Annotated in this window: 11 protein-coding genes; 7 read left to right on the top strand and 4 right to left on the bottom strand. The window is 62.5% G+C overall.

What is annotated here, in order from left to right; genetic code table 11:
- The first annotated feature begins 371 nt into the window (after positions 1 to 371).
- From KHO41_RS13985 to KHO41_RS13965, 5 genes are all read left to right on the top strand, one after another.
- Positions 372 to 1,046, top strand: a complete 675-nt coding sequence (locus KHO41_RS13985) for an antibiotic biosynthesis monooxygenase family protein (RefSeq protein WP_211953928.1) — start codon at positions 372 to 374, stop codon at positions 1,044 to 1,046.
- 186 nt (positions 1,047 to 1,232) lie between these two features.
- A complete protein-coding gene (locus KHO41_RS13980; protein ID WP_211953927.1) occupies positions 1,233 to 2,858 on the top strand; it encodes an MFS transporter in 1,626 nt (541 codons plus the stop codon).
- A gap of 12 nt (positions 2,859 to 2,870) precedes the next feature.
- A complete protein-coding gene (locus tag KHO41_RS13975) occupies positions 2,871 to 3,947 on the top strand; it encodes an HlyD family secretion protein (RefSeq protein ID WP_211953876.1) in 1,077 nt (358 codons plus the stop codon).
- On the top strand, positions 3,944 to 5,482 hold the full coding sequence (locus KHO41_RS13970; RefSeq protein WP_211953875.1) for an efflux transporter outer membrane subunit: 1,539 nt from the start codon (positions 3,944 to 3,946) through the stop codon (positions 5,480 to 5,482). Before KHO41_RS13975 ends, KHO41_RS13970 begins: the two co-directional genes overlap by 4 nt.
- Positions 5,483 to 5,624: 142 nt before the next feature.
- Positions 5,625 to 6,620, top strand: coding sequence for an SLAC1 anion channel family protein (locus KHO41_RS13965; protein ID WP_211953874.1), 996 nt, complete (start codon positions 5,625 to 5,627; stop codon positions 6,618 to 6,620).
- Positions 6,621 to 6,698: 78 nt separating this feature from the next.
- On the opposite strand, the gene KHO41_RS13960 is transcribed toward KHO41_RS13965, so the two are convergent.
- From KHO41_RS13960 to mug, 3 genes are all read right to left on the bottom strand, one after another.
- Positions 6,699 to 7,778, bottom strand: coding sequence for a GlxA family transcriptional regulator (locus KHO41_RS13960; protein WP_244873843.1), 1,080 nt, complete (start codon positions 7,776 to 7,778; stop codon positions 6,699 to 6,701).
- Between the two features lie 502 nt (positions 7,779 to 8,280).
- A complete protein-coding gene (locus KHO41_RS13955) occupies positions 8,281 to 8,859 on the bottom strand; it encodes a hypothetical protein (protein WP_211953872.1) in 579 nt (192 codons plus the stop codon).
- A 16-nt stretch (positions 8,860 to 8,875) separates the two neighbouring features.
- On the bottom strand, positions 8,876 to 9,412 hold the full coding sequence (gene mug, locus KHO41_RS13950; protein ID WP_244873838.1) for a G/U mismatch-specific DNA glycosylase: 537 nt from the start codon (positions 9,410 to 9,412) through the stop codon (positions 8,876 to 8,878).
- Positions 9,413 to 9,906: 494 nt separating this feature from the next.
- Here mug and KHO41_RS13945 point away from each other — a divergent pair, with 494 nt between their 5' ends.
- On the top strand, positions 9,907 to 12,741 hold the full coding sequence (locus KHO41_RS13945; protein WP_211953870.1) for a 2-oxoglutarate dehydrogenase E1 component: 2,835 nt from the start codon (positions 9,907 to 9,909) through the stop codon (positions 12,739 to 12,741).
- Positions 12,742 to 12,799: 58 nt separating this feature from the next.
- Here the strand turns inward: KHO41_RS13945 and KHO41_RS13940 are convergent, their stop codons facing one another.
- Positions 12,800 to 13,861 carry a VWA domain-containing protein gene (locus tag KHO41_RS13940; protein ID WP_211953869.1) on the bottom strand — a complete coding sequence of 354 codons (1,062 nt, stop codon included), beginning with the start codon at positions 13,859 to 13,861 and terminating at the stop codon, positions 12,800 to 12,802.
- 75 nt (positions 13,862 to 13,936) lie between these two features.
- Here KHO41_RS13940 and KHO41_RS13935 point away from each other — a divergent pair, with 75 nt between their 5' ends.
- Positions 13,937 to 14,860, top strand: a complete 924-nt coding sequence (locus KHO41_RS13935; protein ID WP_211953868.1) for a trypsin-like peptidase domain-containing protein — start codon at positions 13,937 to 13,939, stop codon at positions 14,858 to 14,860.
- The last annotated feature ends 9 nt before the right edge of the window (positions 14,861 to 14,869 follow it).

Here is a 14,869-nt window from a genome sequence, read left to right as displayed (position 1 = left end):
CGAAGAAGTTCAGTTACTGGTCAATGGTGACCGGATCCGGGCCATATGGGGAGACGCCTTACTCGCCGCCTGCGAGTGCGTCACTTGCGCGCCACCACGCCGGTCTAAATGTCCGGCTATTTATGTCTTTTAACCAGGGGGAAAAAGACTATTGCATGCAGAGGTGGTTAAGAAGGATTTCAAACATCTGCTGGCAAGATTCTCGAATAAGTTGGCCAGATACGGACGCGCTTCCTCCGCAAGACAATCATTCCATCTCGTACATTGAATGCACCAACACCAGCGCGCTGCAATGCGCCGGAGAGGCGCCGCGGAATGCAGGCGCACCCGCTGCATCGTATCGTCCAGCCAACGAATTGAAGGAGTCGGCCGTGTTCTCTGCAATGCTTGAAGTCAATCCCATCCCCGAGCAGTTCGATGCCTATCTTGGCATGGCGAAAATGCTGAGACCCGAACTTGAAAAGATCGAAGGGTTTATCGACAACGAGCGCTATGAAAGCCTGACGCGTGCAGGATGGCTGCTCTCGCTGTCGAGTTGGCGTGACGAAAAGTCGTTGATCCGCTGGCGTACCACAACGAAGCATCACAAGGTCCAGCAGGCGGCCCGTGACCGGATCTTTGCCGACTACCGCCTGCGCATTGGAGAGGTTGGCACCGACACCCATCTGCCGGGCGGCCAGGCCTTGCATCAGCAGCGTCTGGATGTGACCGAAACAGGCGCGGGCAAGGCCGTGACACTGCTCGATGCCGATCGGTCGCGCTACTGGCTTAACGGAGCGAGCGCGGAGGCCGTTGCGAGATCGCTTGGACTGGATGCGCAAGCGCCCGGCCTGCTTGCCTGGGATGTGTTCAAGGCCCTGCTGTCACCCGAAGAAGTGATTGCCGTGCTGACGTGGCACGACGAGGCCGCGGCCCTGGCGTTCGCGAAGAACGCCAGGCTGCCAGGCGATGTGCGCCTGAGGAACATCCGCATCGTGCGGGAGTACGGCATGTTCGACCGACGCGAAGCGCCCCAGTACTTCGAAGAGGTGCCACGCAAGATTTGACGTCGCCCGCAGCCGTTCTGGCGAGTTGGGCAGATCCTGTCTCAACGGTGCAACGGCTTCAAAGCGGCGACGCCAGACTGCCGGAAAGCTTCCCTGCGGTCTGGATCCTGCCATCCGCTCATAGCGAAGATGGGCAGGGACGCCGCACCTTCTTTCACTCAGGAATCCAATCGTCAGGGGACGCTTATGACCAGCGCGAATCCTTCAACCACTGCAACGGATGTGCCGCCCGTCGAGCAACAGACGCGCGCGATCTCCGTGCAGGAGGAGGGGACCCCAGCGCAGCCAAAGCCAGCGGGTGCCGCACTGTCGCTGCGCCTCGCGACCGGCCTGATCGGCGTCTTGCTCGCATCCTTGCTGGCCATCCTGAATGAACAGGTGACCGCGCTGGCGTTGGCCGATGTACAGGGCGTGTTCTCGATCGGACGTGACGACGGGACCTGGCTCACGACGCTGTTCGAAGCAGCCAATGTCGCTACGATGGTCTTTGCGCCCTGGTTCGGCATTACCTTTACGCTGAAGCGATTCACGATCGGCGCCGTGCTGACCACGATGCTGCTTGGCGCTCTTTGCCCGTTTGCGCCGAGCCTCCAGGCGCTCTACCTGCTTCGCGTCCTGCAGGGGGTCGCGGGCGGCTGCCTGCCACCGATGCTGATCATCGTGGCATTGCGCTATCTTCCTCCGAAGATCAAGCTGTATGGACTCGCCGGCTACGCGTTGACGGCGACTTTCGGCCCCGCAGTCGGTACCCCGCTTGCCGCGTTGTGGACGGAGTACGTCAGCTGGCAGATGGTCTTCTGGCAGATCGTGCCTCTCGGTATTGCGAGCTGTGCGGCCGTCCGGTGGGGTCTTCCGGATGATCCGTACAAGCTTGAGCGGCTCAGTGCATTCAACTGGACCGGGTTGCTGACAGGATTCCCCGCAGTCGCCATGCTCGTGACCGGCCTGCTGCAAGGGGACCGCCTTGACTGGCTGAACTCCGAGTTCATCCGCGTGATGTTCGGCGGCGGCGCACTCCTTCTCGTTGTGTTCTTCTTCAACGAGTGGTTTCACCCGCTTCCCTTCTTCAAGCTCCGGTTGCTCGCCCGCAGGAACTTCGCGCATGGGCTCATGACGCTGGCGGGTGCCGTGATCCTGCTGGTCGGCGTGGCAGCCATTCCCGGCCAATACCTCGCCAGGGTTCACGCATACAGGCCGCTGCAAACGGCACCTCTGTCGTTACTGCTTGCGCTTCCGCTGTTGATCACACTGCCGCTGACGGCGGCCGTCCTGAACCTTCGGCGCGTGGATTCCCGGTGGGTGATGACGGTTGGGCTGCTGCTCATGATTGCCACGTGCGCGCTGGGAAGTCTCATGACTTCCGAATGGATACGCGTCAATTTCTACTGGCTTCAGGCGCTGCAGATCATGGCCCAGCCAATGGTGATCCTGTCGATCCTGATGGGCGTCACCACGGGATTGCCTCCCACGGAGGGCCCGTTCGCCTCGGCCATGTTCAATTCGCTCAAGACCTTTTCCGCAGCCGTGGCAACGGCTCTGATCGAGGGGCTGGGTACCGGTCGCGAACGCTTTCATTCGAACATGCTCGTGGACCAGCTTGGCAATCACGCAGTCGTGACGGGCCGGGGCGTCGATACAGCGCATACCCTGGCTCAGCTCGCCCATCGTGTTCACGAACAGGCGCTCGTGCTGACCTCGGCCGATCTGTACCGGGTGATGGCTTGCGTTGCCATTGCCTTGCTGTTTCTCGTTCCGATATTGCCCGTGCGCATCTATCCGCCCTGGAGCACTACGCCACCCTCTTCACACTAAGGGAAGATCATCATGTCATCCGCTACCCGCCCGCCAATCAAGAATATCCGCCTTGCAGCGATCATCATCGCGGTCGGCATCGTTGCGTGGGCCTGCGCAACCCTCGTTCCAGGCTCAAGTGCGCAGTCCACCAACGATGCCTATGTAACGGCGGACTTCACGCTCGTAGCCCCACGTATCGCCGGCCAGATTTCCGAGGTGCTGGTCGATGACAACCAATGGGTCAAGGCCGGGCAGGTCCTGGTCCGTATCGATGACCGCGACTTCCGGGCGGCGCTGCAAAGTGCTCAGGCAGACGTTCTGGCGGCCAAGGCCATGGTGGCGAACTATGACGCTGAAATCGCGCGGCATCCGTCCCTGGTCGAGCAGGCACGGGCGAAGCTCCGGTCCGACGAAGCATCGGTCGAGTTTGCGCGCGCCAACGCGTCGCGCTACCGGAATCTTTCGGAAGCCGGAGCCGGAACCGAGCAGGAGCAGCAACGTGCGTCGAGTACCCTTGCAGAGCAGGTCGCGCAGCAGTCCCGCGATCGCGCCGCGCTGAGCACCACCGAACAGAACCTCATGGTCCTGGGCACCCAACGCGACAAGGCCGCGGGCGCCATGGCGCGCGCCGAAGCCGCACTGGAGCAGGCAAAGCTCAATCTGTCGTATGCGGAAATCCACGCACCGGTGGATGGCAAGATCGGCAGGCGTTCGGCGCGTGTCGGTGCATATGTGACGGCAGGCGCTTCGGTCCTTGCCATCGTGCCGGTTTCGGACGCGTACGTGGTGGCCAATTTCCAGGAGAACCAGATTGCCGGCATGCGGCCGGGACAGAGCGCGCGCATCAAGGTTGACAGCCTGCCGGGCGTCGAGATCCAGGGCCATATCCACAGCCTGGCGCCCGCTACCGGGGTGAGCTTCGCGCCTATCGCACCGGATAACGCCACAGGCAACTTCACCAAGATCGTCCAACGCGTGCCGGTCAAGATCACCATCGATCGCGGGCAGAAGGCGGCATCCGGATTGAGCGTGGGTCTTTCGGTAGAGGTGGATGTCGCCATGGCCCGCCGTGAAGATGTGCTGCCCCAGGGAGGTAACAGAGGATGAGCGCCGCCGATTTCTCCATGCGGGCCTCGATCCTGGCGATACTGGCCTGCCTTGCGCTGGCCGGGTGTGCCGTGGGGCCAGATTTCGAGCGCCCGACGCCTTCGGCGCCAGATGTCTTCCATCGCATCCAGTCCGCCCAGGCAAGCAGCAAGGCTGTTGACGCGGAGTTCAACTCGGAGTGGTGGACGCTGCTGAACGATCCCCTGCTGAATGATCTCGAGAGCCGGCTGGTCGACGCGAATCTCGACGTGGCCGCGGCGTCGGCGCGTTTGCGGCAAAGCCGCTCGACCCAACAGGTCGTCGGCGCGGGCCAGCTTCCCCGGCTGGACGGCGCCACATCCTATTATCGCGAGCGCGGGAGTCCGAACGGCATTGTCTCGCTGTTGGGAGTCAGCCCAACCGGGAGCCCGCCGCAACCGGCGTCGGGTGCGTCGCCGCTCGGGGTTGCGCCGGTGCCAGGGTCGAGCGGTTCGCCACCGTTTGACCTGTACCAGTTTGGCTTTGATGCTTCCTGGGAGATCGATATCTGGGGCCGGGTGCGGCGCAGTGTCGAAGCCGCCGGCGCATTGACGGAAGCTTCGTTCGAGGACAGGAACGCCATCCTCTTGTCTGCCCGGGCCGAACTTGCACGGGACTATGTGGAGCTCCGCGACCTCCAGTCGCTGCTGGAAATCACGACGCAGAACCTCGAGATTGCTCGTGACACTGCCAGGCTTACGCAGGTGCGGTCACGCGAGGGCGTGACAACGGATCTCGACGTAGCCAATGCCGCAGCCCAGGTGGCGTCGATCGAAAGCCTGATTCCAACGCTGGAAGCGCGGCTCGAAGCTGCCATCAACGCCATCGGCTTGCTACTGGCCCAGGAGCCTGGCGCGTTGCGGCAGGAATTTGCAGAACGGCGTGAAGTGCCTGAGCTGCCCGAGCGCGTGCCTGTCGGCTTCCCGTCGGAGATCGTGCAGCGCAGGCCCGATATCAGGAGAGCCGAGGCGCAGTTGCACGCGGCCACGGCATCGATCGGGATGGCGAAGGCAGACTTCTATCCGCGGATTTCGCTGAACGGAAGCGCCGGGTTCCAGAGTCTGCAGCTTTCCAGCCTCGCCGACTGGGCCTCGCGCCAGTTTGTGGTCGGGCCGTCGATTACGTTTCCGATCTTCGAGGGCGGTCGACTCAAGGGAACACTGCATCTGCGCGAGGCCCAGCAGCAGGAGGCCGCTATCGCGTACAAGCGCACCGTGCTCGACGCATGGCGCGAGGTTGACGACGCGCTGGTTGCCTACGATGCCGAGCAGAGGCGGCGCGACCGGCTCGTTACGGTCGTGAGCGAGAACCAACGTGCTCTCGTGATTGCGCAGCGGCGGTACAAGGCCGGAGCTGTCGATTACCTCGACGTGCTGAACGTGCAGAGGCAGCTGCTGCGGGCGCAAAGCAATCTCGAGCAAAGCCGCGCAACCGCGGCCACCAACCTCATTACCCTGTGCAAGGTCCTCGGCGGTGGGTGGGAATCGACGTACGCCAGGACCCCTGCTACGAACTGAGCGCGCGAGTGGCCAGAAACATGCAGAATCTGGCCACTATCCTCATCGAGTCGTTGGAACGGCACGCGATGTCCAAACCTATACTTGCCCGGGCAGTGCAGGGCAACAGGTCCATGGCATGGACATTCGCTGAGGAAAAACGATGCATACCTTCCCATCCCCCTCTGAACAGACGATTGAGAAAAATGAAATATCGGTGAAGAACCTTCCTGTGAACCTGTTTGCTTCGGTCATGGGAATTTCCGGGCTTGCCCTTGCGTGGAGACAGACGGCAAGCCAGTTCGGCGTCAGTCCGATCATTTCCGATGTGATCAGCGTGGTGGCGGTGATCGCATTCCTGGTATTGACGGTCTCGTACGCTGCAAAGATCGCAAAGCATCCCGATGCGGTAGCGAAGGAATTTTGCCACCCGATCGCTGGCAATTTCTTCGGCACGGTGCCGATCGCAATCCTTCTGATCTCTTCGCTGATCGGTCCGTCCAATGAAGCCGTGGCGGAAGTCGTCTGGACGGTGGGAGCGGTTGCAACGATTGCCCTCGCTTTCACAATCTTCAGCCGGCTGGTTCGCGGGAAGATCGATTCAGGACACGCCTTGCCTGCGTGGTTGATTCCGGGAGTGGCGACACTTGACATCGCCGTGGCGGGGGGAGGCATGCGCATGCCGTGGGCGCGGGAACTGAACATCGTTTCCCTGGGCATAGGCTCCGTTCTTGCACTTGTGCTGTTCACCATGATCATCTCGCGGCTGATTCATCATGAAAAGCTCGCGAGCCACATGATTCCATCGCTGATGATTCTCATCGCGCCGTTCGAAGTGGGATTCCTGGCCTATACGAACTTCACGCAAAGCATCGATGTGTTTGCAGCGCTCCTGTTCTATTTCGGGCTGTTCCTGTTCTTTACGCTGGTGCTCAAGGTATTCCGTCGGAGCATTCCTTTTTCCGCTGGCTGGTGGGGAGTGAGTTTTCCGATCGCCGCACTGACCAATGCGACGTTGAGGTATGCGGATACGGTGCGCCTGTGGCCGATTACGGTGTTGTCCGTGGTTCTGCTTGCCTTTGTGTCCGGGGTGATCGTGATGCTTTCTGTCCGGACGTTGCGCGTAGTCTTCAACGGTGAGTTGCTGTCCGGGCGGTGATTGGAATCCGTGGTGGCTATCGGCGCGAGCTGGTCTGACGCTTGCCGTCAGCGCCAGCCCGCGCCGGTCGACGCAGGCTTAATGTCCGGCAGCGGCAAGCGCATGCGAAGCCGGGCGTCGGTGATCCTCACGTCGTGGCTGGTGTGGCAGCGAAGCCGGCTGGCTGTGGCCGTGGTAGTGCGCCATATCTTCCGCCCGGCTCTCGGTTTCCTGGAAGCGCTGGCGATATTCCTTCGGTGTGATATCAAGGCGGCGCGAGAAGATCATCCGCATATGTGTCGAGCTATGGAATCCACTTCTGAACGCGATGGTCTTGAGCGGCACATCGGTTTGCTCGAGCAGCTTCTTTGCAAAATCCACGCGCACCTGCTCCACGAACACGGAAGGCGAAACCTTGGCGTGTTTGGCGAAGACGCGGCTGAAGGTCCGGCGGCTCACGCCAACGGCATCGGCCAGTTCCTCGATGGAGAAGGCATCCGCAATGTGATCGTCCACGTACCGCCGCGCCTTGCTGACGATGGAGTCCTCTTCAGGGCCCACGGCAAGGTACGGGCTGTACTGGGACTGGCCTCCGTCGCGGCGAATATAGACGATCAGCCGCTTCGCGACTTTTACCGCCAGGGCGTGACCAAAGTCTTCTGCCAGCAACGCGAGGCAGAGGTCGATCCCGGCGGTGACGCCGCCGCACGTAAACAGGCTTCCGTCGCGAACAAAGATCTTGTCCGGCCGCACGAAGGCACGAGGGAAATGGTCCTGAAGCCGCTTGGTCTCGGACCAGTGCGTCGTGACTTCCCGCCCATCGAGGAGCCCGGCATGAGCAAGCAGGAATACCCCGTTGCACACGGCACCGAATCTTTGTGCTTTCAGCGACTTGTCATGAAGCCACGACAAGAATTCGGGGTCGGGCTCCATCCCGGGAGCGCGCGGCCCGCCTGCAACCAGCAGAAGATCGCAATCGTCGTGGTAGTTGCGATAGTCGAGCGGTACGCTGATCTGCATACCGTTTGAACACATCACACTGGTGGGACGAACACCGACCAGGTTGATTTCATAGCGCTTATGAGCAGGCAACAGGTGGTTGGCTTCCGCAAAAACGTCCATTGGACCGGCCACGTCCAGCGCCTGGACACCATCAAACACGACAAGAGCAATTTTCATCTTCATTTACGTCACATTGGCTGCAGCAATTGCTGCAGCCACGTGTGTTGCGTAGTGGTACGGGCAATAGCAACCTCATCGGCAGCCTGCCGACAGTTGACGGACTGCTGTCGATGCATGCGGTGAAGTCTATGCAAAAGAAAGCCCGCCTACAGGGGCACCCGCGACCGCTGCGCGCACCTGCGCAGGTCGAGGGCTGTCATGCAGCGGATGTCGCGCCCAGGACAGTTGCCCTGGCAGGGAAGCTTGCCTCGCCCGGACGATGGTAATTGCTTCCGCGCTGAAAGATTAGCGGGCGATATTGAAAGTCATTCTTCCGGAAAACGAGAGTATGGTGGGTCTCTCCAATTCCATTCCTGGCTTTCGGGGAGGGGGGCTGAAGCAGGCGTGAGTTGTTGCGGCGCGTCAGGGACGGCGGGTGGTGAGCGGCGGAAGGGCTATGAGAACAATGCTTCGGCTGGCGCGGATATCCGGGCCAGCCGTGGCACGTACGGTGTTGACGTCAAGCGAACTGAAGCGACTCCGGCTTCTCGGTTTCAGCCGGCGGTACGCCCATTGCTCGCTCGACAAATGCCATGCCTTGATCGGTGACATCGATGACAGCCTGGTCCGAGATGACCCTGTAGGCGACTCCGCCGCCTCGGCTGCCCGTCAAGACATCGGTAATGTCCTGGATGCCGCGGACACCTCCGAGCAGGAGTACGACCTGCTTTGCGCCGCACCCGATTGCCCACCTGGCAATGTCCATACCGTCTCCATGCTCGCCGCTCGCATCGAGGATCGCCAGATCCATGGACAGGCTGGTCATTTCCGCGAAGGAGTCCGTGGAATGGTAGATCTCCCTGGATCGGGCTTCGGCGCATTGTTCCTGGTTGCCGGCAATGAATCCTGCATCCATGAAATCGTCGGTCGGATAGTGCATGAATCCCGGAATGCCGTCATGGACATGCAGCCAGACTTCAGTATCGGCCGGAATTCGACCGGCCACCGCCGCGGGCAGGCCCGGGCCCAGGTAGACAAAATCCCCATCGTTGATATGCGTCGTTGCGCGCTCAACCATTTCGTCAGTCGTCCATACCATCCTGCTTACCTCCTGTTCATCTCAGGCCATTGACTTCAGCACACTGTGGGGATTCCCCGCAGCGGATTTGACTTTCCACGGTCGCACGGAACTCGCTATAGGCACCGACCAGATTGGCGAGACTGAACGCGCGATTTCGCCCGCTCGGATTGGGCAATACCCAGACCCATGCGCCGCCCATGCGCCGCCGCTGCGGGCCCCAGGAGACAACACGCTGGCTCGTCATGGCCGCATAAGCAGCTTTGCCGAGGAACGCAACGCAGGCGGGATGGAAGCGTTCGAGTTTGATGATCAGGCGCAGCGATGCGTCGACGTATTCCTTGTGGGAGAGCGCGGCCGCGCTGGCAGTTGGCCGGCTGACCGCAGTTGCCAGACCGTATCCGTATGACAGCAATTGCCGGTCGTCTACGGGTTCGAGCTCCCGCTCGGTGATGCCCGCAAGATGAATCACGCGCCAGAACCGGTTGCCGTGTCCAGCGAAGTGATGGCCGCTGGCCGCAGCCCGCAGCCCGGGATTCAGTCCGCAGAACACTGCCGAAAGCCCCGGCTTCATGATGTCCGGCAACGGGCCGGACGGCCCATGCGTTGGCGCTACCTGTGGATGCTTCATTGCTGTTGTCCTTCGCGCTCGCCCGGCACAACCAGTAACCGGACAGGTCTTGCTGCCTGTGGCACCGACCCGATGCATGCAGCGGTGTTTCGACTATAGGGAAGACGCGCGATCCTGTGCGTCGCAGAGGGGTCGGAAACTGGCCATAGTTTGTCGATTGCGGGCCAACCGCGCTTCTTGCCGCGTTCGCGCGAACGTATGTGCTGCCGAACGGAACCTGGCCGCTATGCGGAAAGGGCCGGGGCTCCGGCCACGATGGCCCAAAACAGACAGGACTTGTCCTCAAACAGGAACAGGCCGGCCGTCCGTGAAAGCCCGCTGTACATAGACTGAATCTACGAGCGAAGGATAGGCATGTGCGCGGTGGATGGGCCGGGGACGTGGTGGCTACCTCGCGCGATCTTCTGGCAAATGCGGGCAGGCGCCCGATTCAGGACATGGCTACTCTTATGATTCGAGATCGAAATACCTCCTTCCTGTTTGGAGGCAATGCCCCGTATGTGGAAGACCAATACGAGGCGTACCTGAAGGATCGGGCATCGGTGTCCGACGAGTGGCGCGGCTACTTCGATGCCCTGCAACAGATGCCTGCGGTCGATGGATCGAATGCCGGCGATGTTGCGCATGGTCCCATCGTGTCCCGCTTTGCCGAGCTGGCAAAAAGTCCGCAGGCGGTCGGCCATCTTGCGGACGCCGGCCATGCCTCCGTACGCAAACATCTCGCCGTGCAGGCCTTGATCGCGGCTTACCGTATGGTCGGTTCGCGCAATGCGCATCTCGACCCGCTGCGCTGGACGGTGCGGGCGCCATTGCCGGAGCTGAGCCCTGGCTACTATGGTCTGTCCCGGTCGGACCTGGATGCCAGGTTCTTGCTGTCCGACGCGAATTTCGCCGACGAAGACATGACGCTTCGTCATCTGGTGCAGGCGCTGGAGGAAACGTATAGCGGCACGCTCGGCGCCGAGTTCATGCACCTTGCCGATCCGAAACAGCGCAGCTGGTGGCAGATGCGTCTGGAATCCACGCGTGCCAGGACCAACCTGGACGACGGTAACAAGCGGCACATCCTTGAGCGCCTGACGGCAGCGGAGGGACTCGAGAAGTATCTCCACGCGCGCTACGTCGGGCAGAAACGCTTTTCGCTCGAGGGCGGCGAATCCCTGATCGTATTGCTGGATGAACTGGTTGCCTATGGGGCCACGCAGGGCATCCGCAGTGCGATCCTCGGCATGGCGCATCGCGGGCGGATCAATGTGCTGGTCAATGTTGTCGGCAAGCCTCCGGCCGCGCTGTTCGACGAGTTCGAGGGAAAGACCGCTGACCGGCTGCCGGCCGGCGATGTCAAATATCACAAGGGCTTCACCGGCACGCTGCAGACGGCATCAGGACCGGCCGAAGTGACGCTGGCCTTCAACCCGTCGCATCTGGAGATCGTGAACCCGGTGGTCCAGGGCATTGCCAGGGCGCGCGCGGAAGTGCTGGGGCTTGGCATGGGCGCGGTGTTGCCGGTGGAGATCCATGGAGATGCATCGATCTCGGGGCAAGGTATCGTCATGGAGACGATGAACCTCTCCGGTACGCGCGGCCATGGCACCGGAGGCACGGTGCATGTGGTGGTGAACAACCAGGTTGGCTTTACCACCTCCGATCCGCGCGATGCCCGCTCTTCGTTCTATAGCACCGACATTGCCAAAATGATCGAAGCGCCGGTCTTGCATGTCAATGGCGATGATCCCGAGGCCGTGGTCGCCGCCACGCGTCTGGCGGTCGACTATCGCATGGCGTTCGGCAAGAGCGTGGTCATCGAACTGATCTGCTTCCGGCGGCACGGCCATCAGGAGCAGGATACCCCGGCCATCACGCAGCCACTCATGTACCGCTCGATCGCGGAGCATCCGGGCGTGCGCGCCATCTATGCGGAAAAGCTTGTCGACGAGGGCGTCGTGAACGCGGAGGATGTGGAACGGTACGCGCAGCAGTATCGTGCGCGTCTGGACGCCGCCCAGGGCGGCAAAGACGACAAGCCGTCCGCGGAGACGCAGGTTGAAGCCTCGTGGCCGCAGGACTCGGGCAGGAGCAAGACACAGCCCGGATACGCCACGCCTACGCGCGACATGCTAAAGGGCCTTGCCCTCAGGATCACCGATATACCGGCCGGGCATACGCTGCACCCGCTGGTTGCCCGCGTGATCAGCGCGCGCCGGGAAATGGCAGAGGGCGTGCGGCCCCTGGATTGGGGCATGGCCGAGCACCTGGCCTTTGCGTCGCTGCTTTCTGCCGGGACCGGCGTGCGGTTGAGCGGGCAGGACAGCGAACGCGGTACCTTCGGTCATCGCCATGCCGTGCTCCACGACCAGAAGCGCGAGATGCGGGGTCAAGGTACCTATATTCCGCTGGACCATGTATCTGACGACCAGGCGAAGTTCGCGGTCACCAATTCCATTCTTTCCGAAGCTGCGGTACTGGCGTTCGAATACGGCTATTCGCTGGTCCGGAAGGACTCGCTGGTGCTGTGGGAAGCCCAGTTTGGCGACTTTGCAAACGGTGCGCAGGTCGTCATCGACAACTTCCTTTCCGCCGGTGCAGCCAAGTGGGGCCAGCATAGCGGCGTGACGCTGCTGTTGCCGCATGGCCAGGAGGGGCAAGGCCCGGAACATGCTTCGGCACGGCTTGAACGCTACCTGCAACTCTGCGCGCAGGAGAACATGCGCGTGTGCCAGCCGACGACGCCGGCGCAGATGTTCCATCTGCTGCGTTTGCAGGCTACGCGGCATGACCGTATCCCGCTTGTCGTTATGACACCGAAGTCGCTGCTGCGACACCAGGAGGCCGTTAGTGCTCTCGACGAACTCGCCAGCGGCGAGTTCAGGGAGGTCCTGGCCGAGGTCCGCACGGAGCAAGAGGAAGACCGGGTTACCCGCCTTATCCTGTGTTCAGGAAAGATCTATTTCGACCTGCTGGCCCGTCGGCGGAAATCCGGGAAGGACAACATTGCGCTGCTTCGCGTGGAGCAACTGTATCCGTTCCCCGAGCAGCAGATTGCCCGGGAGCTAGAGCGCTATCCGTATCTGAAAGAGGTGATCTGGTGCCAGGAAGAAGCGAGAAACCAGGGCGCCTGGAGCTTTGTGGTGGAGCGACTGCAGGGCATCGTTGAAGATCCGCTGGTGCTTCGTTATGTCGGGCCCGAGGCGGCAGCGTCGACGGCGCCGGGTTATGCGTCGATGCACGCGGCTCGCCAGGAAAGGACGCTGCACGAAGCCATCGATGCCTAGCAGGATCACGGGCCCATCCGGTGGCGACGCCGCGCCACCGGATGACGCAATGCATCAATCACCGCCGGAACCACAGCATCGACAGTGCGCAAGCCGACACCAGCAGCAGCACCGATGCCGCCGCGAGCAGCGCACTGATCTCGGTCTCGCGGCGTTCGAGCGCAAAGCGGGCGCTGAGCTGGCGATACACCTGGCTCAGATCCGCTGCCGATCCCGCCTGGAAGTACTCCGCGCCAGTGATCGTCGCCACGGCGCGCAAGGCGGGTTCATCCAGCTGCATGTAGTAGGACAGGCTCGTTTCCGGTGCATTGCCGCCCAGCGTGCCGAAGCCCACGGTATAGACGCGCACGCCGCGCTGAGCCGCCATGCGGGCGGCGTCCACGGGGTCCGGGCCGACCGTGCGGCGGCCGTCGCTGAGCAGGATGACCGCGCCATGCCGGTAGGAGCCCGGTTGTGCCGTCTGCATCGCCTGCTCGCGCTTGCGTGCGGCGTCGGCTGCGGCGGCTTCGTCTAGCGGTACGGCCCGGCGCGTGGAAAAGACCGGTTCGTCGGCGAACAGTATCGCTTCCAGGTCTATGCCATCGTCGGGGAACAGGACGGCCAGCGCCTGGATCAGCCCGCTGCCTGTCGCCGTGCCGCGCTGGAGCTGGAACCGGTCGATCGCGTCCAGCATGTCCTGCCGGTTGCTGGTGGGCCGCAGCACCACGGTCGCGGTGGCCGCGAACGAGACGATGCCAAGGCGCACGCTGGCCGGCAGCCCGATAATGAGCTCGCGCGCGGCCTGCTGCGCGGCGCTGATCCGTGTGGGCGCAACGTCGGTGGCCTCCATGCTGCGTGAGACGTCCATCGCCAGTACCAGCGTGATGGTGTCGGACGGCAGCGTGACGGTGGCCGTCGGGCGTGCGCAAGCCAGCAGGGCCGCGCCGAGTGCGAACAGGAACAGTGCCGGGGGAATGTGACGCCGTAGCCGTTGGCGGCGGCCAATTGCCGCGCGCGGCAGGGCCAGGCTGGCGTAGAGGAGGGCGGTCTTCTTGCGCCGTGCGAGCAGGTACAGGTAAGCGGCTGCCAGCAATGGGAGCGCAAGCAGCAACCAGAGCATTTGCGGCCAGAGAAACTGCATGCCCTGCTCCTTGGCGCGTGGTTAAGAGGATGGTACTGTATTTTCAAGGGCGGCACGGGACCTCGGGAGCGAGCGATGAAGCGTGTGGCGATCTACAGATGGATCTCGGCCGGGCTGGCGCTTGCCGCCGTGGCGGTGCTGGCTGTTGCCTGGCATTCGCGGCCGGCGCAGCGCGTGATTACGCAGGCCGATATCGACGCGGCCGTGCTGCACACGCTGCAGACCAAGAGCCTGCCGTCACGCACCGCCCGCGCGGCCGAGGCAATTCGCGAGTCCGTGGTGGAGATCCGTAGTTTTTCGCCGGCAGACCCGACCGAGGAAGCGGCGCCCGTGCCGCGTGCGCGACGTGATGCACCGGCCACACGTCCGAAATCTTCCCAGCCATCGCGACGCAAGCCGCACGACGAACTCGCCAAGGCCGCCCCGCCCGCAGGCAAGGACGCACCGAAAGAGAAGCGTGAAGCGAGTCACATTGGTTCGGGCGTGGTCGTGACCGAGAGCGGGCTGGTGTTGACTAGTTATCACGTCGTTGCCGATGCCAAGCGCGTGGAGGTCCGCTTCCACGATGGCCAGACTTCCGAGGCTTCGGTGCTTCAGGCCATCCCCGAAAAAGACCTGGCCGTGGTCAAGCCGAAGACAATCCCCGACGACCTGCCGGCCGCGACGCTGGGCTCCAGCCGAAACCTGGCGCCGGGTGCGGAGGTCGTCGCGGTCGGCTTCCCGTTCGGCATCGGGCCGTCGGTGTCAGCGGGCGTCGTATCGGGCCTTGATCGCCAGTTCATTTCGCCGGACGCCAGGCAGAGCCTGGACAACCTCATCCAGTTCGACGCCGCGGCCAACCCCGGCAATTCCGGCGGGCCGCTGATCAATATGGATGGCGAAGTGGTGGGAATCGTCACGGCCATCCTCAATCCCAACAAGAGCGGTACATTCCTTGGCATCGGTTTTGCGGTGACGATCGAAAGTGCCGGCGTTTCCATCGGATCTTCTCCTTTCTGAAAGCGGAGG

Source organism: Cupriavidus numazuensis (assembly GCF_905397435.1).
Classification (GTDB): Bacteria; Pseudomonadota; Gammaproteobacteria; order Burkholderiales; family Burkholderiaceae; genus Cupriavidus; species Cupriavidus numazuensis.
The sequence above is the reverse complement of the archived record's forward strand: the minus strand, read 5'-3'. Positions and strand labels throughout refer to the sequence as shown.